Raw genomic sequence first — 26,063 nt, 5'->3', positions numbered from 1 at the left:
TCACTGCCGGGCCAGGGCCAGCCTGATCTCGGCTTCGTGGTCCTCGATCCGCTCCCCGCTGACGTCCACCACCACCCGGTGGAGGGTGCCGGTGAAGGGGAACGGCGGCGTGTAGGCGGGGGTGATCGGGGATCCCCCGCTCCGCCCGCAGGTCAGGCTGCCGCCGAGCCCGAACAGGATGGGGGTGGTCAGGGGGAGGTCCATCTCGGCCACCATCTGTTCGTTGAAGTATAGGCGGGCTGTGCCGGGTGCTCCTTTCCCCTTTTTAATCTCTGGCTCGCCGTTCTTCTCGAACTGGTAGCTGAGCACCACCCGCCCTTCCGGCACCTCTTCGCCGGAGACCAGGTGGAAAACGCGGCTGCCCACATAGTTATGGATATAGTGGAGCCTGTTCTCCTGCACAAACAGAGTATAGCCGCCGGTGTTGCCGCCGTGGCAGAGGAGCACCCCCTCCGCCCCGCCCGGAGGGATGTCGGTGATCGCCGCGATCACGTGCGAGCGGTTGAGCACCCGGACGGCGGTGTTCTCAGGGACGCCCTGGGTGCCCGGGAAATATACGTAGCGTTTCCTGTCCGGGGTGATCTGCGGGCGGGGTTCGGCGAAACGCTCGACCCCGCGGCCGTCGAGCGGGAGCACGCTGTATTTTCCGGCCTCGATGTACCAGAGGGTGATCAGCTCCTGCAGCACCTCCGGGTGGTCGGCAGCCACATTCCTTGACTCTGCCCAGTCTTCCCTCAGGTTGTAGAGTTCCCAGCCCCGTGCATCCAGGTCACGGAGGGTTTCGGCGCTGATCGGCTGCCCGAAGGCCCCTCCTTCTGTGAAGGACGGACCGGGCCAGGGGCAGACCGCCTTCCAGCCGTCGTGGTAGATCGAGCGGTGACCGATCATCTCATAGTACTGGGTGGTCCGCCGTTCCGGCGCCCCGGCGTTGTCGAAGGTGCCGGCAAAACTCGTCCCCTCGATGGGCGACTGGGCGACCCCCCGGATCGACGCCGGGGGCTCGATCCCGAGCGCCTCCAGCAGCGTCGGGAGGATGTCGATCGCATGGGCGTAATGCCGCCTGATCTCCCCGGATGTCCGGATGCCTGCGGGCCAGTGGACGATGAAGGGGTCGCTGATCCCGCCGCGGTAGGTCTCCCGTTTCCAGCGGCGGAAGGGGGTGTCGCCCGCCCAGGTCCAGCCCCAGGGGTAATGGTTGAAGTATTTCGGGCCGCCCAGGTCGTCCAGTGCCGCCAGGTTTTCCTCGAGGGACTCGGGCACATAGTTGAAGAACTTGTTCTCGTTGACCGATCCGGTGGGCCCGCCCTCGGCGCTGGCCCCATTGTCCGAGATCACCATGATGATGGCGTTCTCCAGCCTCCCGATCGTCTCCAGGTAGTCGATGATCCGCCCGATATGGTGGTCGGTCTGCTCCAGGAAACCGGCGAACACCTCCATCATCCGTGCATACAACCGCCGCTCTTCGGCGGGGAGGTCCTCCCAGCGGGGGACGTCGGGGTCGTGCGCGGCCATCTCGGTCCCCTCAGGCACGATGCCGAGGTCCACCTGCCGCCGGAACACCTGCTCCCGGTAGGCCTCCCAGCCGTCGTCGAAGGCCCCCCGGTAACGGTCGCTCCATTCCTCAGGCACATGGTGGGGGGCGTGCATGGCCCCGGTGCAGTAGTAGAGGAAGAAGGGTCTGTCCGGGGCCACCTGGACAGTGTCGGCGATGAAGCGGATCGCCGTGTCGGCGAGGTCCTCGTTCAGGGTATAGCCCTCCTCCGGGGTCTTCGGTGGGTCGACCTGGTGATTGTCGTAGACCAGTTCCGGGTAGTACTGGTGGGTGTCGCCGCCCAGAAATCCATAAAATCGTTCGAAACCGCGCCCGAGGGGCCACCGGTCGTAGGGGCCAGCGGCGCTCGTCTGCTCGGCTGGCGTCAGGTGCCACTTGCCGATGGCGAAGGTGGCATAGCCGTGGCGGAGCAGCATCTCCGGGAGAAAACCGTTTTCAAACGGGATGACCCCGGTATACCCCGGGTATCCGGTGGAGATCTCGGTGATCCCGGCCATGTTGTTGGAGTGGTGGTTGCGCCCGGTGAGGATGCAGGACCTTGTCGGCGAGCAGAGGGCGGTGGTGTGCATGTTGGTGTAGAGCAGACCCTCCGCGGCGAGGCGGTCGAGGTTCGGTGTCCGGATCGGCGACCCATAGCATCCCAGGTGGCCAAAGCCGGTGTCGTCCAGCACGATCACGATGACGTCCGGCGCTCCCTGTTTCGCTCGCAACGGAGCGGGCCAGGCGGGTGTCGATTCATCCACGGTCCGCCCGATCACCCCGGGAAAGGCGCTCCCGGGTCGGTACTCCCTCACTCTTTTTGTCATGGCGGCATTCCTCCTGAGGGGGGGCGGGGTTGTTCGTGAATGGGGATGGCGATATTTGTAGTTTTTCGCCGTACCGGCGCCGGATGGTTCGTCATCGGATTCTGGCGTTTTTCGCTCGCATCCAGGCCATCACATCCGAAGGATCGCCGTTTCGTCTCAGATTTTCGGCCATGAACCGCATGGGGGCGTCGATATGGGTGAAAAAAATCCGGTACCCTCTGCAGAGATAGTTCAGTCCGGCTTCGCCGTCCGGGCAGGTGAGAAAACGGTCCTTCGGGCACCCGCCGTTGCAGGCAAAGCGTACACGGCAGCGCCGGCAATAATCGGGGAGTCCGGTGAGTTTGCTCCTGCCGAAGGCCGCCCTCATCGGCGAGGCCATCAGGTTGGAGAGGGGGGTCTGCATGATGTTTCCAAGGCGGTGGGCCGGGTCTGCATAATGGTCGCAGACATAGACGTCACCATTGTGCTCCAGCACCGGTGCGGTGCCGCAGACTGGGGCGGAGACACAGGTGCCGGGGGGTATCCCGGCCCATGCGGCCAGCGCGGCCTCGAAGTTCTGCACGAACACGCTCCCGACATCGTGCCGCACCCATTCGTCGAAGATCGTGTTCAGAAACCTGCCGAAAGGTTCGGGGCCAACGGAATGCACGCTCACGCCGGCGGTCCCTCTCCGCTCCACCACCGGAATGAACTGGATATGGCGGCCCCCGGCCTCGTCCCGCAGGAAGCGGTAGACCTCCAGGGGACGCTCCTGGTTGGCGGCATGGATGCAGGTGAGGATGTTGTGCTCCACGCCGTGTTTCCTGAGCAGGGACAGCCCCGTCATCGCCCGCCCAAAGGTGGGTCGTCCGGCCCGGTCAACGCGGAAGGCGTCATGCACCTCTTCGGGGCCGTCGATGCTGATCCCCACCAGGAACTGGTGTCTGCGAAAGAATCCGGCCCATGAATCGTCCAGCAGGGTGCCGTTGGTCTGGATGGTGTTCTGGATCGCCGTCCCGCCCCGCCGGTAGCGCTGCTGGATCTCCATGGCCCGCTCGAAGAAGTCCAGCCCCATCAGGGTGGGTTCGCCCCCCTGCCATGCCACCGTCACCAGGGGTGAGCGGTGGGCGTCGATCACCTGTCTGATATAGGATTCCAGCACCGCATCGCTCATCCTGAAGGTGCCGTCCGGGTAGAGCCCGGCCTTCTGGAGGTAAAAACAGTAGGTGCACCTGAGGTTGCACCTGGCCCCGGTCGGTTTTGCCATCAGGTGGAAGGCCGGCGGCCCCACAGTGCGGGCCCCTGTCCCATGGTCCGGCGGGTGGCCCTTCCGGTCGTCCTTCGTTCTGTTCCTCCTTCAGTTCTCTCCTGCCGCTTACCTGCGCATTCTGATTCCGGCAACGATCGCCATCACTCCCCCGATGACGGCGAACACCCCCAGGATGAGCACCAGGGACGCCGCCGTCAGGAGGGGGCGTGCGAGCAGGATGATGCCGATGATGATGCTGAGAATGCCGAGGACGGCGGCGGTACATCCTCCGCCGCTCACACCCCGTGCCAGGCTTGTGATCCCGATGAGGATCCCCCAGACCGCGATCAGGATGGCGAAGAAGGTGGCGATGAGCACGGTGCTGTAGAGCGGGTAGGTCGTCACCAGGATGCCGGCGATGATCCCCAGCACGGCGATGATCGCCTTCCAGACCAGGTCCGTTCTATCCAGCACCAGGCTGACGATTGCAAAGATCCCGGTGATGAACCAGTAGATCCCGATGAAGGTGACAAGCACGAGCAGCGTCATCCCCGGCTGCATCAGCAGGAACAGCCCCAGCATGAGGGTGACGAACCCCTGCAGCACTACCAGCCACCAGGGGAAGAGGTCGGTCTCCACTCCACCCGGCACAGTGCCGGGAAGCGTTTCATCTGTCATGGACACACCATGCGGAAAGGGGCCGCCGGCCAGATATATATATTTCGCCGGCGTCTGCTCTTCTGCTCTTCCGTTCACCGGGAGAAGGCGGACGCACCCTCCATCAGACGTGTGATCCATCGGGTCTCTTCATAGGATTCGAGCAGCATTTTTCCGGCGATGGTGAGGGGGATGGCCAGGAACAGGCCCGGCACGCCGAGCACCCAGGTCCAGAAGAAGAGGGCGATGATCACCACGACCGGCGAGATCTGCAGGTCTTCGCCGGCCATGGCCGGGAAGATCAGTTCCTCGGCGATAAAGTTGCTGCCCACGATGCCGATCAGGGCGAGGACGGCGCCGGTCAATCCTCCTTCCAGCCATGCCAGCCCGATTGCCGGGAGGGCGGCGATCCAGAGGCCGGCATAGGGGATGAAACTGAGGATGGCGATCAGGGCGCCCCAGAGCACCGCGAAGTCCACCCCGATCACGGCCAGGAAGATGCCGGCACCGATCCCGGTGAGGATGTTGGTCTTGATCCGCACGATGATGTAGGTGATCAGATGTTCGGTATAGGTCCGTAGCGGCACTGGTCTTTCTGTGCCTGAGAGGGTAGCGAATTCGAAGAGCAGGAAGTTGGTGATGACGAGCACCAGCAGCAGGTCCATGATCGATTGGATGAGTCCGGAGATCAGGGTGACGATGGAGGGGAGGATGGAATGGGTGGAGACGATCCCGGGCAGGTCGCCGCCCTCCGCCGAGATGCCGAGTCCCTCCAGCATGGACTTCAGCGCCTCCACCTGCACCCGCAACATCTCCTCATAGGCGGGCAAGGCCTCCACTGCCTGGGAGAGGGAGACCGAGAGGACCCAGATCAGGAACAGGCAGATCCCGATGATTCCTGCCATGACGATTAAAACGGCCGCCTGCGATGGGACGCTGCGTTCGATGAGCCAGTCCAGCAGGGGCATGGCGACGATGGCGATGAACACCGAGAGGAGGATGGGGTTGAGCAGGGATGCGGCAGCGTGCATGCCGCCAATCACGATGACGAAGGCCGCAAGCGGGATGAGGAAGCGGGACGGTTTATTTTCGGAAATTTCCGGGATCATACTATTTTCACCGATTTTTTCGCACCATGGCTCCTGATACACTCTTTTCCCCAGATCTGCATGATAGTGGCAGGCCCTTCCTGGAATAAGTAGGTTTGCACCTCCGGATCTCGCCTTCCTTGCCGGTGAGGGAGAAGAAATGCGCCTCTGAAAGGAGAGTGAACGTTGGATAAAGGGGGGGGTTGCCGGGTCTGTTCAGGTCACGGTGATGTAATCGTCCTTCATCTCGGTGTAGGTGACATTTGCCATGTCCCTGACGGTGAGGGAGACGGTGTAGACACCGGGCATCTCATAGGTGTAGGTGGGGTTCTGCTCTTCGGATGTGGCATTCTCGACGCCGAAGTCCCACATCCATTCTGTGATGTTCTCGACGGTGGATAGGTCGGTGAAGTTCACGGTGAGGGGTGCTGTGCCATTGGTGACATCGGCGCTGAAGTCCGCCCCCATCGGCATGATTTCGGTGACGTTGATGTAGTCTTCCTTCACCTCGGTGTAGGTGAGGTTCGCCTCATCGGTGACGGTGAGGGAAACGGTGTAGACGCCGGGCATCTCATAGGTATAGGTTGGGTTCTGCTCGTCGGATGTGGCATTCTCAACGCCGAAGTCCCACATCCATTCTGTGATATTCTCGACGGTGGAGAGGTCGCTGAACTGAACGGTGAGGGGCGCCTCCCCTTCGGTGACATCGGCGCTGAAGTCTGCTTCAGGCGTGAAGGGCGCTGTTACGTTGATGTAGTCAATCTTCACCTCGGTGTAGGTGAGGTTCGCCTCATTGGTGACGGTGAGGGAGACGGTGTAGATCCCGGGCATCTCATAGGTGTAGGTGGGGTTCTGCTCTTCGGATGTGGCATTCTCGACGCCGAAGTCCCACATCCATTCTGTGATGTTCTCGACGGTCGATTGATCGGTGAAGTTCACGGTGAGCGGCGCCTCCCCTGCGGTGACATCGGCGGCGAAGTCTGCTTCAGGCTCGAACGGTCCCGTGACGTTGATGAAGCCCTCCTTTACAGTCGTCCATTTCATGTCCTGGTCGTCTCTGATGGAGAGGGAGACGTTATAGACGCCCGGTGTGTGGTAGGTGAAGAGCGGGTCTTTCATGGTGGACATGTATCCGTTCCCGAAGTCCCACCACCATGCGGTGATGTTCTCGACGGTGCTGGTGTCGGTGAACTGGACGGTGAGGGGCGCCTCCCCTGCGGTGACGTCGGCGGTGAAGTCCGCTTCGGGTCCGATCGGTTCGGTGACGTTGATGTAGTCGGTCTTCATTTCGGTGTAGGTGACGTTCGCCTCATCGGTGACGGTGAGGGAAACGGTGTAGGTGCCGGGCATCTCATAGGTGTAGGCCGGGTTCTGCTCTTCGGATGTTGCATTCTCGACGCCGAAGTCCCACATCCATTCTGTGATGTTCTCGACGGTGCTGGTGTCGGTGAACTGGACGGCGAGAGGTGCCTCCCCTTCGGTGACATCGGCGCTGAAGTCTGCCCCCGGTATCATCTCGGTGACGTTGATGTAGTCGGTCTTCATCTCGGTGTAGGTGACGTTCGCCTCATCGGTGACGGTGAGGGAAACGGTGTAGACGCCGGGCATCTCATAGATGTAGGTGGGGTTCTGCTCGTCGGATGTTGCATTCTCAACACCGAAGTCCCACATCCATTCTGTGATGTTCTCGACGGTGCTGGTGTCGGTGAACTGGACGGCGAGAGGTGCCTCCCCTTCGGTGACATCGGCGCTGAAGTCTGCCCCCGGTATCATCTCGGTGACGTTGATGTAGTCGGTCTTCATCTCGGTGTAGGTGACGTTCGCCTCATCGGTGACGGTGAGGGAAACGGTGTAGGTGCCGGGCATCTCATAGGTGTAGGTGGGGTTCTGCTCGTCGGATGTTGCATTCTCGACGCCGAAGTCCCACATCCATGCGGCGATGTTTTCGACGGTGCTGGTGTCGGTGAACTGGACGGTGAGCGGCGCCTCCCCTGTTGTGACATCGGCGGTGAAGTCCGCTTCTGTCTCATTGGTGAAGTGGACGACCATGTCGATGATGTATTTCTTCTCCGCCAGGATCTGTTCATAACTGTCGCGGTCGGGTGCATAGATGAGCTGGAGTCGTTCGCCGTTACCGAGGGATTTGAAGGTGGCTTCGTTGGTGATATATCCGGCGGCGTGGAACCACCAGAGATACAGATCGCCATTTTCGTCTATCATAACGGGGATGTCGTTGATGCGTTCGACCCAGATGCCCCAGTCCGCCTCCCAGACCTCGTAGACAAAGGTATCCAGTTGTGATGCGGCGTCGAGCGCCCCGAGCGGGGTGTTGCGGTCGAGTGAAATCGGCGTTCCGGTGTTGAGCGGGACGATGATGAAAGTTCCTTCCGGATCGATCTCAACGGTGCCTGACCAGATGACAGTGGCGTTGTCGGCGGCATTCGGCAGCGATGTTCCTGCCGCAGCAGCGTAGGTCAGCAGTTCTGTCCCGGTGGCGCCGATCTCGTCTGTCGGCGCCGCCCATGCGGGTGCGGCGACGATCATGAGGAGGATCAGGACCACTCCCGGTATCATAGTTCGATGCATTTTTTGATCACCTTCTCGTGGTTTTCATGGTTTCAAACTGAAATCACGGGACGGCAGGAGTGTTTGCCCGGGAGTGGAGTGTATGGTGGTCGCCTGTGTTGGGTGTCGCCCGGCGGTGTGTGCCGCCATGCGGTATCATGCTCAATTCTGCTCTGCTGTGTCGGCGGGTGCATCCGAACCGCCCCTGAAACGGGTTTTTGGCGGATCATCGCAGATCGCCTCTGCGTGTTACGTGGCAATCCCGGTGATTTCTGGGAGAGCATTGTCGATAAGATATAATAATATTTGCATAATCGGAATTCGCCGGACCGATTGCGGTATATTTCAGAGTATAGTCGGGGAATGTGTTGTATTTGGGTTTTGCCCGATCGCTCCACTCGGTCAAAAGGCCGATTTCATGGACTATTTCGATGGCCCGGAAATCTCCGGATTCAAACGCGGATCCGTCTGTTTCTGGTGATAATGGCGCGGATGTGTCATCATTCTGAATGGCAAATGCGGAGAGTTTTTCCGCCATGGGGCGACCCCCGCCCTGGTAGGGCCGAACACAGGAGAGGGGGCTTGATGGAAGGGGGAGCGGTCGACCTTCAGCCGACGTGGATGTAGTTGTATTTGACGTGCCAGTAGTAGGTGCTCTGCTCTCGATTGATGGTGAGTGTGACGTCATAGGTGCCGTTTGCGGTGTAGACGTAGACCGGGTTCTGCTCTTCCGAGGTGGAGCCGTCACCGAACTCCCAGAACCAGGAGGTGATCTCTGCGACAGTGGATTGGTCGGTGAACTGGACGGCCAGGGGGGCTGTGCCTGCTGTGGCATTTGCTGTGAAATTGGCTTTCTGCTCTTCCTCGAGGACGGTGATGTAGTCCGGTTTTGTCACGACGTAGGTCGTGCCGGTGTCGTCGGTGACCGTCAGGCCGACAGTGTAGGTGCCGGGCATCTCATAGATGTAGGTTGGGTTCTGCTCTTCGGATGTGGCGTTCTCGACACCGAAGTCCCATGCCCATGCGGTGATGTTCTCGACGGTGGATAGGTCGGTGAAGTTTACGGTGAGGGGTGCGGTGCCGTTGGTGACATCGGCGCTGAAGTCCGCTTCAGGCGTGAAGGGTGCTGTTACGTTGATGAAGCCCTCCTGTGTGGTCGTCCATTTCATGTCCTGGTCGTCGGTGACGGTGAGGGAGACGTTATAGACGCCCGGAGTGTGGTAGGTGAAGAGCGGGTCTTTCATGGTGGACATGAATCCGTTTCCGAAGTCCCAGAACCATGCGGTAATGTTCTCGACGGTGGATAGGTCGGTGAAGTTCACGGTGAGTGGCGCCTCTCCCGCGGTGACGTCGGCGCTGAAGTCCGCCCCTGGCCCGATCGGTTCGGTGACGTTGATGTAGTCGGCCTTCACCTCGGTGTAGGTGACGTTCGCCTCATCGGTGATGGTGAGGCTGACGGTGTAGACGCCGGGCATCTCATAGGTGTAGGTCGGGTTCTGCTCGTCGGATGTGGCATTCTCGACACCGAAGTCCCATGCCCATGCGGTGATGTTCTCGACGGTGGATAGGTCGGTGAACTGGACGGTGAGTGGCGCTGTGCCGTTCGTGGGTTCTGCTCTGAAGTCCGCCTTCGTCTCATTGGTGAAGCGGACCGTCATGTCGATGAGGTACTCCGTCCCGGCGACGATCTCTTCATAGGTGTCCCGGAGGGGTGCGTAGATCAGTTCAATCCGTTCCCCATCGGCGAGGGATTTGAATGTGGCGTTGTTGGTGACATAGGGGTCCGTGGTGTCATGGAACCACCAGATGTAGGTTTCGTCGTTATCGGTCACTTGGACCGTGATGTTGTTGACACTCTCAACCAGGATGCCCCAGTCCGCTTCCCAGACCTCATAGGTGAAGTCACCCGGTTCCGATGCGGCATCGAGCGCCCCGATCGGGGTGATGCGGTCGAGTTCAATCGGTGTTCCGGTATTGATCGGGACGAGTGCGAAAGTGCCCTCCGGGTCGATCTCCACGGTGCCGGACCAGATGACGGTTATATTATCATCGGCATTGAGCCCCGGCGTTCCTGCCGTGGCGGCATAAGTCAGCGGTCCTGCTCCGGCGGCGTAGCCGATCTCGTCTGTCGGCGCCGCCCATGCGGGTGCGGTGGCGAGCATGAGGAGGATCAGAACCACTCCAGGTATGGTCGTTCGATGCATTTTTTGATCACCTTCTCGTGGTTTTTCATGGTTTCAAACTGAAATCACGGGACGGCGGAGCGTTTGCCCGGGCAGTGGCGTGAATGCTACAGGATGGCAATCGCTGGCGAGGTGTCGCACGGCGATCCCGGTGACTTCTGAGTGTGGGGATGTCGGAAAATTATAATAATTTTTGCACAATGGTCTGCCCGGGCAATTTAACAATTATATGGGATATTTTGGATTTTTGGGCCGATATATGGTGTAAGTCCGTCTCCGGAAATGGGTTTTGTTGGCTGTTGTGCCCTCTGCCATTGGGGATTCTGCCCTTCCTGCGGACGATCCTGACCACCCCTTAAAGAGGTGGGAAGTTTTCAATATTCGGCAATTGATCTGGTATTTCTGGTTTTAGTTGATATTATTCATCGAAATATTCGTAAACTCTATATGTTGTTGTGAAAATATGGTCGCTTATGTCTTACACACATGGGCCCATCCTGGAGAGAACGATGAAATTCTTCAGGGATGATGACTGGAAATTCGATAAAATTGAAGGTAAATCATCTTTGAAGATGGGTGTGAACACCGATGTCGGGAGATACCAGTTGATTGCCCATGCGAATGAAAAAGTATCCTGTCTCATGATATATTGCATTCCGGGTACGCGTGTCCCTGCCGATAAGAGGGGTGCAATTGCGGAATATCTAACCCGCGCCAATTACGGTTTAAGGATTGGTAACTTTGAGATGGACTTCGATGATGGAGAAATCCGATACAAGACCTCCATCGATGTCGAGGGTACGGTGGACTCCCTTTCCCATAATGTTATCAAATGGATGGTTATTCACAATCTGAATACGATGGACCGGTATCTGCCGGGTGTTATGCGGATAATCTACTCGGAAAATGGGGATATCGACGTTAAGAGAGTGTTACAGAGTATTGAAAATTAGATTTGCTCTGATCCCGGTTGCTGGACCTGGTGAGACCCTCTGTCAGGGTTTTTTCCCTTGCCCTTTTTTCTGAAATGCGATTGGCGATTCTGGCTTCTGATACGGTTCATGGTGTCCGGATCCTCGCCCGGGTTCTCTATCCGAGAGAGCCTTTACTATGAAACTGTTCAGAATCTTTGTGGGGTTCTCTCTCCAATTAAAATGCATATGTCGGTTAAAATTCAGTATGGATCTCAATATGTTCGCAGTTTCTCAAAACAAGAATAGACATGGTGGGCCCGGAGGGATTCGAACCCACGGCCACCCGGTTATGAGCCGGGCGCTCCACCACTAAGCTACGGGCCCTTCAGGATGCATATACCCATTGCATCTCTTCATAAATACGTTTGGTGGACACGCACAGCGATGGCGACCGCACGCTCCAGCCCTCACGAGATCGGTACGTGCCGGCGGAGATGCCGGCATGATGAGCCGCATGGCCCCTGTGAAAATTAAAAAAAAGAGTTTAGAGGTTCTCGTAGATCAGCACGGCGACCCGGTTCACGTCGGTCACCAGATCCCCGAGGTCCTCCATCGATTCGAGGCCCGGCACATTGTTCACATAGATCACAAAGGTGATCGGGGTGCCCTTCGCCGTGGTCATATACCCGAGCAGCCCGCGGGCATACACAAACAGCCTCCCCTTCATATCGCCGGCGATCGATGTGCCGGTCTTGGCATGGATCACCCCGTATCCCGGATCGCCGGGCTCCGCCCCTCCGGCAAGGGTGCCGTCCACACCCAGAATTGGCATGGCGTCGAAGAGAGGTTCGTAGTTCTCTGATCCTGCCATGAACACGGCAAGATCGGTCGCCGCCAGCGGGCTGATCCGGTTTTTGATGCTCCCCTCGCCGTCGGCGAGCAGCAGGCTGTCCGGGTTCACCCCGGCGGATTCGAGGAACGCTCCCTCGGCGAAGAGTCCGGCATCGACGGTGTCATACCCCGCATGGGCGGCGATGATCCCGAGCAGGCAGTTTGCATACAGGTTCTGGCTCACCTTCAGCGTCACCTTCGCATACTCGGAAAATGGCGGGGAGACGAGTTTGGCCACCTGTTCATCCGCCCCGTATGTGGCGGGCAGGTCTGCGGAGGGGTTCTCCCCGGTCGCCGGCGCCGCCACCGCCACCCCGGCCCTCTCCAGGGCGTCGATGAAGAGGCCTCGGGCGAAGGCCGCCGGCACGGCCACGTTCGAGGTGAGGTTAACCGTCCCCGCATCTGCCGGAACCGTCCCGCTCACCCGGATCACCGGTTGTCCCGTGTATTCGGGCACCGTCACCGTCATCGCCGAACCGGCGGCAGTGGTCGTCACATCGCACTCGACCGTGTATGCAGACGAACGGGGGCGCCAGTCGATCGTCGCCGCCTCCCCCTCCCGTCCGGGGGTGATCGTCACGTCGATCAGGTTGTCGTTGACGACGATCGGCGTCACCAGCCCTTCGGCCGCCAGTTTTGTCTCTTCAAAGAGGCGGTCGTCGATGATCACGTCGTCGGCGGTGGTGATCCCGGCGTCGGCGACCTGCCCGGCGAGGTCGTCGAGCCCGCCCAGCGGGTCGCCCGCGGTGAGCACGCACCCTCCGAAGGCCCCGGCGTCGCCGTGATCCATATCGGTGAACTCCAGGGTGCCGTCCGGTCCGGCCCGACCGCCCATCGCAAGGTCGCCCGAGGCCACCAGCACCAGGTCGTCGCCGGCACGATAGACCGGCGTGCTGAAGCGGTAGTCGGGTCCGAGCGTCTGGAGGGCGGTCGAGACCGTGAAGACCTTTGTCGTCGAACCGGGGGTAAAGAGCTGGTCCTCGTTCATTGCCAGCAGCACATCGCCGGTGGCGGTGTCCCGCACCATCATGCCCCAGGTGGAGAAGGCGTAGCGCTCCTGCGAGATGACGGCGTCGATCTGCTCCTTGAATGCGGCGGCGCTGGCAGTTTCGGGTGTTGTGGCGTCGTCAGGCGGGGGGGTGCCGGTGCATCCGGCTCCGCAGACGCTGAAGAGAAGGACCACCAGAACCGCCCCGGCGAGGAGGGCGGAACGGAGCGGAAACGGTGTTTCTGGGTTTTGAATCGGCATGGTCTGATCAGGGGGTCTGGAGGATATAGGGGTTGTGAAATTGATCGAAACGAAAACGGGGTATGTTCATTCCGTTGTACGGGTGACCGGTGCCCCCTCTCAGTGCCCCATCCGGACAATATTGATGTATCTCTGGACCGGATCCTGATGCACTGTACCGGAGGAGACGAGAGATGAAGATCGCACTTGCGCAATGCAACCCGACCGTCGGTGACACGGAGGGGAATGTCCGCATCCTGGAGGAGACGCTTGCCGCCTCCGCCGTCCACTCCCCGGACCTGGTGGTCTTTTCCGAACTCTTCCTCACCGGCTACCCCCCCCGCGACCTGCTGGAGCGGGACTGGTTTCTCAGACGGGTCGATCGCTCCCTGGAGCGGATCATCGAGATCTCCGAACGCCACCCGCAGACCGGGATCATCCTGGGCGCCCCGCAGACGACGGACGCGGGCCCGGGCCGGGGGCTCTCCAATGCGGCGCTCCTGATCCAGAACGGCCGCCTCCTCTTCTCCCAGGCGAAGTCCCTCCTCCCCTCCTACGATGTCTTCGACGAGGGCCGCTACTTCGATCCCGCCCCGGCCGTGGACGTGGTGAGATTTGGGGGGCACGTGCTCGGCATATCGATCTGCGAGGACGCCTGGAACGATCCAGACCTCTGGCCCCGCCGCTATTACCCGGTCGATCCCCAGGCCCTGCTGGCGGCGAAGGGAGCGACGGTGCTGATCAACATCTCTGCATCCCCCTTCCATATCGGAAAGGAGGCTGTCAGAGCAAAGATCTTTCAGAACCACGCCGGAAAACATCATGTCCCATTTGTATCGGTGAACCAGGTCGGTGGAAACGACGAACTGGTCTTCGATGGGAGGAGTATGTGTTTTGACGGCGACAGACGCCCCCTTGCCGTCCTGCCCCCTTTCAGGGAGGAGGTGCGGACGGTTGATATCGATCGCCCCCCGCTGTCCCATGCCATCTACCAGGCCCAGGACGAGATCGAGAGCCTTCACGGGGCGCTGGTGCTCGGTCTGCGCGATTATGTGCGGAAATGCGGGTTTTCGTCCGTCGTGCTCGGTCTCTCGGGCGGGGTGGACTCGGCGGTGGTCTGCTCTCTGGCCGTGGAGGCGATCGGCGCCGGCAACGTCATGGGGGTGGCGATGCCCGGGCCCTACTCCTCCTCCGGCAGCCTCAGGGACGCCCGCGCCCTTGCGCACAACCTCGGCATCGGGTTCACCGAGGTCCCGATCACGCCGGTCTACCGTTCGTATGGGGAGGCCCTCTCCGGCCACCTCCCGCCCGATGGCGGGATCGGCGTCACCCTGGAGAACCTCCAGGCGCGGATCCGGGGCAACATCCTGATGGCGCTCTCCAACGAATACGGGCACCTGGTCCTCTCCACCGGCAACAAGAGCGAGCTGGCGGTGGGGTATTGCACCCTCTACGGGGATATGTCGGGCGGACTCGCCGTCATCTCCGATGTCTCCAAGACGCTGGTCTACCGGCTGGCGGCATATATCAACCGATCGGCCCCCCTCATCCCCGAGGAAACCCTGACCAAACCTCCTTCTGCCGAACTCCGCCCGGATCAGCAGGACCGCGACACGCTGCCGCCCTACGAGGTGCTCGATCCCATCCTGCAACGATATGTCGATGAAAACGATTCGATCGAGGGGATCGTCGGACTGGGCTTCGACCCGGCGATCGTCAAATGGGTGGTGCGCACCGTCGACCGGAACGAGTACAAACGGCGTCAGGCGGCGCCAGGCCTCAGGGTGACGCCGAAGGCCTTTGGTTCAGGGAGAAGAATGCCGATCGCCGCCAGGCTGTGCGGGTGAGCGCCGGGCGGGAGGTGTCATGGAGATGGGAGGGCATCACGTCTGTCCGGCATCGCATGCCGGTCTGCTGGACCACCCGCTGCGGCGACTCCTCCATCCGCCCGAACGGATCCTTGGCCCCTATATCCGTCCCGGCGACACCGTGATCGATATCGGCTGCGGTTCGGGTTTTTTCACCCGCCCGATGGCCCGGATGGTGGGAGACGAGGGGTGCGTGATCGCCGCCGACCTGCAGCAGGGGATGCTCGAGCGTCTGAGGGTGCGGGCCGGAGGGGAGGGTGTGCTCGGCCGCATCCGCCTCCACCGCACCAGTTCGGACAGCCTGGACCTCGCCGCCCTCCCCCCCGTGGACTTCGCCCTCGCCTTCTATGTCGTCCATGAGGTGCCGGACGTTCGCCGCTTTTTCCGGGAGGTCGCCGCCGCACTCCGGCCCGGCGGGATGATGCTCGTTGTCGAACCCGTCTTTCATGTTGGGGAGGGGGAATTTGCGGAGACGGTTCGCACCGCACAGGGGGCCGGTTTTCTGCTCGAAGGGGCTCCTCGCATTCTGTTCGGCCGCACCGCCCTGCTGAGGCTGCCGCATGCAGAAGGTTGATATCCGGATCGGACAGTATTGTAATGGACGGTTCGATTTCGAACCGTTCGGATGTGATCTGTTGAGGGGTTTCTGGAAATTCGCCGGTACAAACGGCAGGGAACAGGGCATCATCGCCCTGTTCGTGCTCCACTCCCTTCAGAAGGAGCCGAAATCCGGCTACGATATCCTGAAGGAGATCGAGGAGCGGACGGGCGGGAGATGGGTGCCGAGCAAGGGCACGCTCTATCCGGTGCTCAGGCACCTCGAGGAGGACGGACTCATCGGCGTGCTGGAGACCGGCAGGCGGGGCAAGAGCATCTACGGCACCACGCCGGCCGGGGAGGAGATGCTGCGTGCGGTCAGGCGGCACCGGCAGGAGTCCCACAAGCGACTGGTGCTCTTCAAGGACCTCTTCGTGGAGATCTTCGGTGACAGCGCCCGCCCCCTGGACACCCTGCTCTTCGAGGTGAGGTGCCTGACCGACGCCCTCCCGAGCGAACGGCAGGAGGAGGCGGCACAAATTCTGGAACGGACCTGCGAAGAACTGCGGAGGATTGATGCAGATGAGCGCCATTCATGTTAAAGACCTGACAAAGACCTTCGGGGCGTTCACCGCCGTCGACGGCATCTCTTTCGAGATCGAGGAGGGTGAGATCTTCGGGCTGCTCGGCCCGAACGGCGCCGGCAAGACCACGACCATCTCCATGCTCTCGACGATGCTCCTGCCGAGCGGAGGGACGGCGACGGTGGACGGGCACAATGTCGTCACCGAGCAGGACGCCGTGCGGCGCTCCATCGGGATCGTCTTCCAGGACCAGAGCCTGGACGAGGAGCTGACGGCCTATGAGAACATGGACTTCCACGGCCGCCTCTACCGCATCCCCTCCCCCCTCAGGGAGGAGCGGATCGCCGAACTCCTCGGGCTGGTCGGGCTTGAGGGGCGAAAAGACGACCTCGTCAAGACCTTTTCCGGGGGGATGCGCCGGCGCCTGGAGATCGCACGAGGGCTGCTGCACCGGCCGCGGGTGCTCTTCCTGGACGAACCCACCCTGGGCCTCGACCCCCAGACCAGGAACCACCTCTGGGAGTATATCGAGAACCTGAACGCGGAGATGGGGATCACGATCATCCTGACCACCCATTACATGGACGAGGCCGACCGCCTCTGCGACCGCATCGCCATCATCGACCAGGGGCGGATCGTCGCCCTCGACACCTCGGCCCGGTTGAAGGACGCCGTCGGCGGTGACCTGGTCCTCCTGCGGACCGCCGATCCCGTCCGGACCGCCGGGGTGCTCGCCGCCCCCTGGGTGGAGCGGATCGAGGGGCACGACGGCGAGGTGCTCATCCACCTCCGCAATGCCGAGCGGCACATCTCGGAGATCGTCACCCTGCTGGACCGGGAGGGGATCGGGATCGAGTCGCTCTCGGTGAGAAAACCGACCCTGGAGGACGTCTTCCTCCACTACACCGGTCGGAGCATCAGGGAGAGCGAGGCGGACGCGGGCGAACGGATGCGCATCCACATGCGGTCCAGGAGGCACTGAGATGGATATCGTCTATGCCATCTGGCTGCGGAACGTGAAGCGATACCTCCGCTCGAAGAGCCGGATCGTCGGGAGCCTGGGGATGCCGCTCTTCTTCCTGCTCATCATGGGCTTCGGGCTCAACTCGGTGGTCTCTCTGCCCGGCATGCAGGAGGGCTACGTCCAGTTCCTCATCCCCGGCATCGTCTCGATGAGCGTGCTCTTCACTTCGATCTTCTCCGGGATCCAGATCATCTGGGACAAGCAGTTCGGTTTCCTGAAGGAGACGCTGGTGGCCCCGGTCTCCCGGATCGAGATCATGATCGGCCAGACCCTCGGTGGGGCCACGACCGCCCTCATCCAGGGGCTGATCATCATGGTGCTCTCCCTGTTCATCGGGCTCCAGGTTGAAAGCGTGCTCGGCTTCGTCATTGCACTGCTCTTAATGGCCCTGATCGGGATCGCCTTCAACGCCCTGGGGATCGCCATCGCCTCGAAGATGGAGGACATGCACGGCTTCCAGCTCGTGATGAACTTCGTGGTCTTCCCAATCTTCGGGCTTTCCGGCGCCCTCTTCCCGATCGAGAGCCTGCCGGTCTGGCTCAGGTCCCTGACCCTCCTCGACCCACTCACCTATGGCGTGGAGGGGATCAGATACGGCCTCACCGGCACGGCACAGATAAACCCGCTCGTCAGCTTCGCGGCGCTGGGCGGGTTTGCCGTTGTGATGACCGTCATCGGGGCCTGGCTCTTCAGAAAAACGACGGTCTGACTGGGATTTTCAGGCCCCGTTGTCCCCTTTTTTCCACCAGATCCGCACCCGCGTCGAGGTGCCCGGGACGATGACGGTGTCGCCGTCCGGGCGGGCGTAGCGGGCGAGATACTCCCGCAGGATCTCCTTCTGTTCTGCTGTTTCGGCGAAATATCTCGGGGAGAAGTGCTGCACCGCCCCGTCAAGGTCGGGGAAGCGGTTGATGTGCCTGAACGGGAAGACCTCGATGTTCGGGTAGATCCCCATCGAGTAGAGGAGGTTGTAGATGAGGTCGCACTTCGGGGATGGCACGAATACCGAACCGTGGAGGCGGGGCCAGAGCGCCATCGACATGGCGTCCCATGAGGTGGTGCCCGCGAACCAGTAGACGAAGACGTAGCCGGAGGACACCGCGTCCATCTTCCGGATCGCATCCCCGATATCAGGGAGGTCCAGGGAGTAGGAGGCGAAGACGATGTCGTAGGGGGGTTCGAGGTCGCCCTCGACCGAGACGTCCTCCCAGCGTTTCTGGACGATGCGGACGCTGCCGATCCCCTCCTCCGCCGCCAGGTTCTCCTCGAATACGCTGCACATCGCCGCCGAGGGTTCGACGGCCGTGAGGTGGCGCACCTGCCGTGCGATCGGGATGGCGATCGCACCCGGTCCGGCCCCAACGTCGAGCACCCGTGACTCCGGCGTCAGCGGGAGGTTGTTAACGGTCTTTCTGACCCGCTCGCCGTTGTTTTCCAGGGCCATCCGGTAGAACGACCGCGCCGCCTCGACGGTGTCCCACATCCCTCCGTCGGTCGTCCCTTTGCTGCTCCGCTGGTGCTCGTGCCATTGCGCCTTCCAGACTCCGTTCCAGTCGATCGTGCCCTGATCCATTGGTATGAGTTTTTGTAGTTTTAGTATTACGAGTTGCCGGTCGGTGGGGGGGTAATTTGCGGCGGGGATCGGGGCCTGCAGAAGTAGTGGACGTGAACATCACCTGTCGGTGCCGATACCGGACCCCCCCATATGATGGGAGCGGGATTTATGAGTTTATCAGGTGAGGAGATGCAACATGTCACAGGTTCAAGTCCTGTTGGCAGCGTCTTTCTTTTTCTATTGTTATTATACCAAGATTCAATGTGCGTAACCGTAACAGGCGGCAACAAGTTACGTGAAGCCTTATTTTCCTGAGGTATTCTCAGGTGAGAGCATTCACATACAGGGAGACTGGAGCGGCCCCTAATTTTCTTCCATTGGTAAAAGTGCTCTAGACGCACGCGTTAACACCGCGGATGAGAAAAACTGGACATCACGATAAAAATCTGGATGGCTATTTTTTTAGAGATTTCCAGAAAGAACATTGATACAGCCCGTCTTAGAGATTTATACAGACACGGATTTACTAAGCACTTTCCACTTTGAGGACGGTATGGATTCTGCACCTTCTACATAATGTGAACGTCCTTACAAACAACCCATTATTTCATCCATTAGTTTTTGTGTTACTTTTCCTTCGAGAATCTCTCTACGTTTCCTGAAGGAAAGGAAAACCTCACTTCCATTGGTATATTCCCTTGGAAAACAAAAGGATTCAACCGCATTTTTCAATTTTCGATTTATGAGTTGGGGAAATACTTCCTGAAGGATGTTGATGTTGCCTAGGCAAAGGTATCCGAACTCTTGAATATCAATTTCATCCCGAATTTTTCCAATTATAGTGTCGACTATTTGCTCATCCTCAAAAAATGAATCATAAATCTTTTGTAATTTTCTCTGCATCGAGTCTCCCACTGCATACATTTCCAATTCATCGAGTTTGTTATCAGAATTGGCATATGAAACCGGGAAATTAAAACTCACGGTACTTCTTGAACGCCTTCCAAAAATTCTTTTCCCAAGATCCGGATTTTCAGCCATTAATTTGAGAATTTCGGCAAAATGCATTTTTGGATCTATCTGCCGATCAATCCACGTCTTTATTTCTTTTCCACCATTTATCTCTGCAAGGCTTGAATAAAACTTTTCAAAACTCAGTTCTTCACGCATTATCGCAGATATCTTTTGAGAAAAGAGTGTTATCTTGGTTGCAATCTTCTCTTCGTGTCTCTTTAAATAATACTGAAAAACACCTAAAACAATACCAAAAGATGCGACAACCTCAAAAAAATATTGATTTGGCCAAAAATATACCGATCCGCTGAATATCGAAATTATAACCGATATTCCAAACACTCCCAACCAGATTAAGAAGACAGGAAATGTTTCATAAAGCGTGTTTATTACCAATTGCTTGATAACAATTGCAAACGATTTTACAGAAAAAAGCCCAAAAACCCTGCGTATTGTTTCCAATACGTTAATGCTGCCCCAATTCCAAGGACTGCCGTTCTCCTCAATCCCACTGTATTTATCTGCTAACAGGAACAACCACTGGATTTTTAAAACACATACTGATATCCCTCCTGCAATTACACAGTATATTACGCAGTATATGACATGTACGTCTGGAAAAAAGTGTGTAATAAATATACATGCCAAAAAATTTGCTCCCAAGAAGCTTAGAAGTTCAAACCAACGTAGCACCCTTAAGATAATGTCCATAGGTTTGATCCCTCGTAACTTTATTACAGATCTATAAAAACTCACCGCATTTTTCAATAGAAATAGGCCCGAGTGCGGAGAAATATGTCAATGCTATGAGTGAATATCTCAGATTAAGATTGCCTGAGCGAATCAATCCAGTCTAAGAAGCTTCAATAACACTGTACCTATCGATTTCTTTAACCTGCTACACTTCTCCTGAAAACGCCTATATCATCCAGAACTCCATCATAAAGACCCTAATTTCACAAAAGTTGCTGGCATCTGGAACGAGATACAAAATTCATCTTTCCTTTAATGGTAAACTCGTGAATTCATTCTTTAGTGGAAAACGATGGACTTTTCTACCGAATCAATTATTATAACATCATGAGATTACCCCCCCCACTAATTCGAAATCTCGCAGGAATGATCTGTGGTGATGAAAATCGATTTCCGGAATTCCCTTACCGAACAGGAGGTGCTTTGACAGACTTTTTCATGGATTTAGGTCTTGATTATCGGCATCAAAATGAGTCACGTAATGATTGGACTGAGAAGGTACTACTTGAATTAAACGAAGATGAGAATATTGATCCAGAAGGACATGGTTTACCATCTACCGAATTAGTACAAGTCATAGAAGCATTGTTAGATCCAGTATATTATCAACCATCCAAATATCACTCTGCACAAGTTACTGATCACCATGCAGCCGTTGAGCGAGTAAACCAGTTATTAAAAAAGCAAAATCTTGAAGTGTCTGAAGATCAGTCTACCGGAAAAGTGCATCTTCAGAAAGTGTGTGACTCTTTTATCTCTACATCTGTCTCTCCCCTGAAAACTCAAAAAACCATTACATTTTGCCCCGAAGTATTCAAGATACCTGATCGTCCAGTTGAACCTAACCTTGTATCGGTGATGATGCCTTTTGAAACATCTTTCGATAATGTATACAAGACAATTCAATCAGCATGTAAACAAGCAAATCTCAACTGCGCACGTGCCGATAATATTTGGAGACATAGTACAGTCATTCAAGATATTTTTGAGTTGATTTATTGTTCATCTATTATTGTTGCTGACTTCAGTGGGAAAAATCCAAACGTCTTCTATGAAGCGGGAATCGCGCACACGTTGGGGAAACATGTTGTGCCTATCACGCAAAATAAGGAAGACATCCCATTCGATATAAAACACCATCGATATTTACAATATCTAAATGATGGAGATGGGTTAGTGGAATTAGAGTGTAAACTTACTGAAAGACTAACCTACCTAAATGAATCACATTACTGATTCAACCATCAATTTTTGAAATGATTAGTGATATACGCAATTGAGGTAATTTAGGCTGTTAACCAAGAGTTGTTCTGCTCACTCCCCCTCTCCTTCATGCGGAAACTATTAAGCGGGGCGCCCTCTCAGCTCGGGATGCCCCCGGGAACCGTCTCCTCCCCGTTGTAGTAATACCTGAATGGTGAACTCCGTCAGGAACGCTGTAGAACTGCTGAACTCTGGATACAGCGACAAACTCGAACAAAAAGGAAGCGCCGCCAACAGGACTCGAACCTGTGACATGCTGGTTAACAGCCAGCCACTCTACCAACTGAGTTATGGCGGCATTTCGCACGTTTGTGCCTTAATGTCTATCTTGCCGCTCCTATTAAACGTTATGGGAGGGGGCGACCCGCATCCCCTCGAGGAGGGCGATCATCGCATCCAGGTCGGTGTCAAGCCCTTCCAGGAAGGCACGGGCGCGCTCGGTCGCCACCGCCCCTGCCGGCGAGGCCCGGATATACCCCATCCCCTCGAGCACGCGGAGCGAGTAGCGGACGCGGTGATAGGGGAGGCCGAGGAGGTCGGCGAGTTTCATGATCCCGATGGGCTGGTGGGCCGCCACCACCCTGAGCACCTCGAGGTGGCGGGCGACAAGGTCGATCTCAGTCTTCAGTTTCTCCAGCATCGCCGTCCTTCTCCTGGGGGGTCGCATGGACATCGAGCCATGCCTTGGTCCTGTAATAGTCCTTCCTGAAATACCAGATGAGGGGAATATCGACGATGATGAGTGCTGCGGCAACCGGGGGGCCGTAGGGGTCCGGGAGCTTGAAGAAAAGACCGACTGCGAGGGCGACGAGAATAATGATGACGTTAAGGATGATCGTCAATTTCCAGAACTTCCCCTTAAAGATCTGCCTGTCCCTTTCCTCCATCCTGCGAAGATTTGCGCGTGATAGTAGAAGTAGTTTTCATGGAGGCAGCGGAACTGCCGGGTAGCGAACCTACTTCTGCCCACAATCCCATAGGTACGCGGACGACCCCCCGGCCGGAGTGACGATCGATGGACGCCCTCGACGATGCAATCAGGGCGGCGGACTGCGCCGCCTATGTGGCCTATGCCTCCTCTGAAGAGGCGGACTTCCGCTACCTCACCCGCTTTTCGGTCTCCGACCCTCTGCTCTATGTGCGGCGTACGGGCGAGCAGGCGATGCTCGTCGTCCCCCAGATGGAGTACGAACGGGCGGCGGCAGAGGCGGATGCGGTGCCGGTGACGCGGGCCCAGTCCGGTTTCCTCCGCTACCTTGAGGAGGAGAAGGACTCCTGGCGGGCGCTCGCCCGCACCGCCGCCGACCTTGCCGGCGGCCCGGTGCTCGTCCCGAAATCCCTCCCCTACTGGCTCGGCCACCTCCTGGAGGGGCAGGTGTCGGTGCGGGCGGACCTGAGCGGGGCGGTTGCGGAGATGCGTGCCGTCAAGTCCTCAGCGGAGATCGCCGCCATCAGGGCGGCACAGGAGGCCACGCAGGAGGCGATGGAACGCGCCATCGCCATGATCCGCCGTTCCCACCCGAAGGGAGGTGTGCTGCACCTGGACGGCGCCCCCCTCACCTCCGAACGGGTGCGGAGCGCCATGCACCTCTTCCTGATGGAGCGGGGCTACATCGCCCGCGACACGATCGTCGCCTGTGGGGAGGAAACGGCCATGCCCCACCGCCAGGGTGAGGGCCCCCTCCTCCCTGACGAACCGATCGTCATCGACGTCTTCCCCCGTTCCGAACGCACCGGCTACCATGCCGACATGACCCGGACAGTGGTGCGGGGCGAGCCCTCGCCCGAGGTTGCGGCGATGCACGAAGCCGTCCGGGAGGCCCAGGACCTGGGCATCTCCCTGATCCGGGCGGGTGTGTCGGGATCGGCGGTTCACAACGCCGTCGTGGCCCTGTTCAGGGACGCCGGCTATGACGCCGGCGACCGGGGGTTCATGCACAGCCTCGGCCATGGCGTCGGGCTGGAGGTGCACGAGGCCCCCTCCCTCTCCCCCTCAGGGGGTGCCCTCGCCGCCGGCAACGTGGTCACCGTCGAGCCCGGTCTCTATTATCCGGGGACCGGCGGGGTGCGGATCGAGGACATGGGGGCGGTCACCGTGAACGGATTTGACAATTTCACCAGATATGGAAGGGATCTCAGTATATGACCGACGAGGAGATGGAGCTCTACCTGGAAGCCGGACGGATCGCACGCAGAATCATCGATGAGGGGGCCGCCATGATCTGCCCCGGCAGGTCGCTTCTGGAGGTGGTCGAGAGTGTCGAGGCGCGGATCCTGGAGAGCGGTGCCGAGATCGCCTTCCCCCTCAACGTCTCCCTCAACGCAGACGCCGCCCACGACACCGCCGCCGCCGGTGACGACCGGGTGTTTGCAGGGGGCGACCTGGTCAAACTCGATATGGGCGTCGCCATCGAGGGGCGGATCGCCGACACCGCCCTCACGGTGGACCTGGGCGACCATGCCGCCCTGGTCGAGGCCTCAAGCGCCGCCCTCGACCGGGCGATCGCCGCCGTCCGTCCGGGCGTCACCGCCGGCGAGATCGGCGCCGTCATCCAGACCGAGATCGAGGGCCGCGGCTTTCTCCCGGTCGCCAACCTCACCGGCCACGGTCTCGCCCCCTACCAGATCCATACCGCCCCCACCATCCCCAATGTCGGGATCAGCGGCGGCGCCGTGCTGGAGGAGGGGATGGCGATCGCCATCGAGCCCTTCGCCACCACCGGCAGCGGCCGCGTCAGCGACAGCCCGCGGATCGAGATCTACCAGCAGACAGCCGTAAAGCCGGTCAGGCTCCCGTCGGCAAAGCGCATCCTCGCAAGCGTCAGGGAGCGCCGGGGCATGCCGTTCTCGCGACGGTGGCTCGACCAGAACCGCCTCGACCTCGCCCTCTCCACCCTGGTGAAGAACGGCATTTTCTATGGCTACCCGGTGCTCCACGACGTCCCGGGCTCCTTTGTCTCGCAGGCCGAACACACCATGATCGTCACCGCCGACGGCGCCATCGTGACGACCGCCTGAGATAGTATTATCGGAACCAGACCCCCAGAGGTGATGTTACATCCATGTTGAGTGCTGACAGCAGAGATGGTGTCCTGCGGTTGATGGAGTACCTCCTGACCGCGGAGGTGTACACCAAAAACGAACACCTCGACATCGACGATCTCCCGCCCCCCTGCCGCTCCCTCTTCATGCAGGGCACTGAAAAGCCCGAGGTCAGGCGCCCGGTGATGGTGACCGAGGGTCTCCTGAAGCGTGTGGCCGATCCGTCGGGCGAATCCCTGAAGGCCCTGCTGAAAAACCCGTTCGTTGAGTTCGATACTCTCAATCTCCAGTTCCATCTTACCGACATGCGAGCGGCCGCCGAGTGGTTCGCACACCATGGCGGACGGGAGCGGATCGAGTCCAACCCGGTTCTTGCCTATTATATCGGGGGCTTTGATTCGCTCGGAATCGATTACGGGGAGGTGCGGGGACAGAACCCCCGCTTCGCCGATTCCCGGATTGCCCTTGAGTCCCGCATCGCTGCCGTCATGAAAAAGGACGAGCACCTGAGTGAGGCGATGGACCTCGTCCTGATCTCCGCCCCCGAGGAGATCGAGCAGCAGATGGACGGTCTGGTCTGCACCGCCGGACAGGAAGAGGTGATCCGCCGGGTCAGGACGGCGATCGAGAACCGTGACTTCCTGCGGGAGCACCGGATCTCCGAGGTCGGCAAACTTCTCTTTGTCGGTCCGCCCGGCACCGGTAAGACCTCCCTTGCCCTGGCAATCTCGCACGAGCTCCACATGCCGGTGCTCGAGGTGCGCCTCTCCATGGTCACCTCCCAGTACCTCGGCGAGACCTCGAAGAACATCGACCGGATCTTCGACCTTGCAAAGAGCCTCTCGCCCTGCATCCTCTTCATCGACGAGTTCGATTTCGTCGCCAAGAGCCGGATCTCCGACGATCACGGGGCAATGAAGCGGGCGGTGAACATGCTCCTGAAGAACATCGACCGGATCAGCCTGGTGAAGAGCGGAGTCGTCCTCATCGGCGCCACCAACCACCCGCAGCTCCTCGACGAGGCGGCGTGGCGGCGCTTCGACGAGGTCGTCGAGTTCGCCCTCCCTGATGCCGCCATGCGGGAGGCGATCCTGAGCACCCTCTCCCGTTCCCTGGACTGCGACGGCAACCTTGCCGAAGTCGCCGCCATTACCGAGGGTTTTTCCGGTGCCGACCTGAAGATGACCCTGAAGGAGGCGGTGCTCTCGGCCCTCATGGACGGACGGCGCTCGGTGGTCCAGGACGACCTTGACGGGGCGGTGCTCAACATCGCCAGACGCGGCGTCATCCGCACCTGCTCCCGGGGATAGG

Annotated in this window: 22 protein-coding genes and 2 tRNA genes; 10 read left to right on the top strand and 14 right to left on the bottom strand. The window is 59.1% G+C overall.

All coding sequences use genetic code 11. The annotated features are described in order from the left end of the window. From CUJ86_RS01685 to CUJ86_RS01655, 7 genes are all read right to left on the bottom strand, one after another. A complete protein-coding gene (locus tag CUJ86_RS01685; RefSeq protein ID WP_130645826.1) occupies positions 1-2,358 on the bottom strand; it encodes an arylsulfatase in 2,358 nt (785 codons plus the stop codon). A 91-nt stretch (positions 2,359-2,449) separates the two neighbouring features. Then, positions 2,450-3,628, bottom strand: coding sequence for an anaerobic sulfatase maturase (locus CUJ86_RS01680; protein ID WP_207231370.1), 1,179 nt, complete (start codon positions 3,626-3,628; stop codon positions 2,450-2,452). Between the two features lie 84 nt (positions 3,629-3,712). Continuing rightward, entirely contained in the window at positions 3,713-4,264 is a 552-nt protein-coding gene (locus CUJ86_RS01675; RefSeq protein WP_130645825.1) for an HdeD family acid-resistance protein, read from the bottom strand. A gap of 74 nt (positions 4,265-4,338) precedes the next feature. Then, a complete protein-coding gene (locus tag CUJ86_RS01670; RefSeq protein WP_130645824.1) occupies positions 4,339-5,352 on the bottom strand; it encodes an AI-2E family transporter in 1,014 nt (337 codons plus the stop codon). A 195-nt stretch (positions 5,353-5,547) separates the two neighbouring features. After that, complete coding sequence (locus CUJ86_RS01665) at positions 5,548-7,917, bottom strand: PKD domain-containing protein (RefSeq protein ID WP_130645823.1); 2,370 nt, start codon at positions 7,915-7,917, stop codon at positions 5,548-5,550. A gap of 205 nt (positions 7,918-8,122) precedes the next feature. Next, positions 8,123-8,434, bottom strand: a complete 312-nt coding sequence (locus tag CUJ86_RS01660; RefSeq protein WP_130645822.1) for a hypothetical protein — start codon at positions 8,432-8,434, stop codon at positions 8,123-8,125. A 70-nt stretch (positions 8,435-8,504) separates the two neighbouring features. Next, positions 8,505-10,100 (bottom strand): PKD domain-containing protein, encoded by a 1,596-nt coding sequence (locus CUJ86_RS01655; RefSeq protein ID WP_130645821.1) that lies wholly within the window; start codon positions 10,098-10,100, stop codon positions 8,505-8,507. A 488-nt stretch (positions 10,101-10,588) separates the two neighbouring features. On the opposite strand from CUJ86_RS01655, the gene CUJ86_RS01650 reads away from it, so the two are divergent. Beyond that, complete coding sequence (locus CUJ86_RS01650) at positions 10,589-11,032, top strand: YbjN domain-containing protein (protein WP_165394727.1); 444 nt, start codon at positions 10,589-10,591, stop codon at positions 11,030-11,032. Positions 11,033-11,302: 270 nt separating this feature from the next. Here the strand turns inward: CUJ86_RS01650 and CUJ86_RS01645 are convergent. Then, positions 11,303-11,377: transfer RNA gene (locus CUJ86_RS01645), tRNA-Ile, on the bottom strand. Positions 11,378-11,537: 160 nt separating this feature from the next. Further along, the gene (dacB, locus tag CUJ86_RS01640) at positions 11,538-13,133 is read right to left on the bottom strand and encodes a D-alanyl-D-alanine carboxypeptidase/D-alanyl-D-alanine endopeptidase (RefSeq protein ID WP_130645819.1); all 1,596 of its coding nucleotides are present in this window, start codon (positions 13,131-13,133) and stop codon (positions 11,538-11,540) included. A gap of 173 nt (positions 13,134-13,306) precedes the next feature. Here dacB and CUJ86_RS01635 point away from each other — a divergent pair, with 173 nt between their 5' ends. From CUJ86_RS01635 to CUJ86_RS01615, 5 genes are read left to right on the top strand one after another with little or no spacing between them, the layout of a single operon-like run. After that, positions 13,307-14,959, top strand: a complete 1,653-nt coding sequence (locus CUJ86_RS01635; protein ID WP_130645818.1) for an NAD+ synthase — start codon at positions 13,307-13,309, stop codon at positions 14,957-14,959. A gap of 25 nt (positions 14,960-14,984) precedes the next feature. Beyond that, positions 14,985-15,554, top strand: a complete 570-nt coding sequence (locus CUJ86_RS01630; protein WP_165394726.1) for a class I SAM-dependent methyltransferase — start codon at positions 14,985-14,987, stop codon at positions 15,552-15,554. After that, entirely contained in the window at positions 15,541-16,119 is a 579-nt protein-coding gene (locus tag CUJ86_RS01625; protein WP_130645816.1) for a PadR family transcriptional regulator, read from the top strand. The genes CUJ86_RS01630 and CUJ86_RS01625 overlap by 14 nt, the downstream gene beginning before the upstream one ends. Then, a complete protein-coding gene (locus CUJ86_RS01620) occupies positions 16,100-17,083 on the top strand; it encodes an ATP-binding cassette domain-containing protein (RefSeq protein ID WP_130645815.1) in 984 nt (327 codons plus the stop codon). Before CUJ86_RS01625 ends, CUJ86_RS01620 begins: the two co-directional genes overlap by 20 nt. Position 17,084: 1 nt before the next feature. Beyond that, positions 17,085-17,834, top strand: a complete 750-nt coding sequence (locus tag CUJ86_RS01615; protein WP_130645814.1) for an ABC transporter permease — start codon at positions 17,085-17,087, stop codon at positions 17,832-17,834. A 9-nt stretch (positions 17,835-17,843) separates the two neighbouring features. Here CUJ86_RS01615 and CUJ86_RS01610 read toward each other — a convergent pair whose 3' ends face one another. Continuing rightward, on the bottom strand, positions 17,844-18,698 hold the full coding sequence (locus CUJ86_RS01610) for a class I SAM-dependent methyltransferase (RefSeq protein WP_130645813.1): 855 nt from the start codon (positions 18,696-18,698) through the stop codon (positions 17,844-17,846). Positions 18,699-19,268: 570 nt separating this feature from the next. Then, a complete protein-coding gene (locus CUJ86_RS01605; RefSeq protein WP_130645812.1) occupies positions 19,269-20,405 on the bottom strand; it encodes a hypothetical protein in 1,137 nt (378 codons plus the stop codon). 369 nt (positions 20,406-20,774) lie between these two features. On the opposite strand from CUJ86_RS01605, the gene CUJ86_RS01600 reads away from it, so the two are divergent. Further along, on the top strand, positions 20,775-21,683 hold the full coding sequence (locus tag CUJ86_RS01600) for a hypothetical protein (protein ID WP_130645811.1): 909 nt from the start codon (positions 20,775-20,777) through the stop codon (positions 21,681-21,683). Between the two features lie 252 nt (positions 21,684-21,935). Here CUJ86_RS01600 and CUJ86_RS01595 read toward each other — a convergent pair. The 3 genes from CUJ86_RS01595 to CUJ86_RS01585 form a co-directional block, all read right to left on the bottom strand. Then, positions 21,936-22,008: transfer RNA gene (locus CUJ86_RS01595), tRNA-Asn, on the bottom strand. A gap of 42 nt (positions 22,009-22,050) precedes the next feature. After that, a complete protein-coding gene (locus CUJ86_RS01590; protein WP_130645810.1) occupies positions 22,051-22,350 on the bottom strand; it encodes a hypothetical protein in 300 nt (99 codons plus the stop codon). Continuing rightward, positions 22,328-22,597: a hypothetical protein gene (locus CUJ86_RS01585; RefSeq protein WP_130645809.1), complete on the bottom strand. Its 270-nt coding sequence runs from the start codon at positions 22,595-22,597 to the stop codon at positions 22,328-22,330. Before CUJ86_RS01585 ends, CUJ86_RS01590 begins: the two co-directional genes overlap by 23 nt. Before the next feature lie 128 nt (positions 22,598-22,725). Here CUJ86_RS01585 and CUJ86_RS01580 point away from each other — a divergent pair, with 128 nt between their 5' ends. Genes CUJ86_RS01580 through CUJ86_RS01570 form a run of 3 tightly spaced genes read left to right on the top strand, consistent with a single transcriptional unit; the run spans position 22,726 to position 26,062 of the window. Continuing rightward, positions 22,726-23,856: a M24 family metallopeptidase gene (locus CUJ86_RS01580; protein ID WP_130645808.1), complete on the top strand. Its 1,131-nt coding sequence runs from the start codon at positions 22,726-22,728 to the stop codon at positions 23,854-23,856. Continuing rightward, positions 23,853-24,728, top strand: coding sequence for a type II methionyl aminopeptidase (gene map / locus CUJ86_RS01575; protein WP_130645807.1), 876 nt, complete (start codon positions 23,853-23,855; stop codon positions 24,726-24,728). The genes CUJ86_RS01580 and map overlap by 4 nt, the downstream gene beginning before the upstream one ends. A 44-nt stretch (positions 24,729-24,772) precedes the next feature. Further along, a complete protein-coding gene (locus tag CUJ86_RS01570; protein WP_130645806.1) occupies positions 24,773-26,062 on the top strand; it encodes an ATP-binding protein in 1,290 nt (429 codons plus the stop codon). The last annotated feature ends 1 nt before the right edge of the window (position 26,063 follow it).

The sequence above is a fragment of the Methanofollis fontis genome (genome assembly GCF_004297185.1).
Taxonomy (GTDB): domain Archaea; phylum Halobacteriota; class Methanomicrobia; order Methanomicrobiales; family Methanofollaceae; genus Methanofollis; species Methanofollis fontis.
The sequence above is the reverse complement of the archived record's forward strand: the minus strand, read 5'-3'. Positions and strand labels throughout refer to the sequence as shown.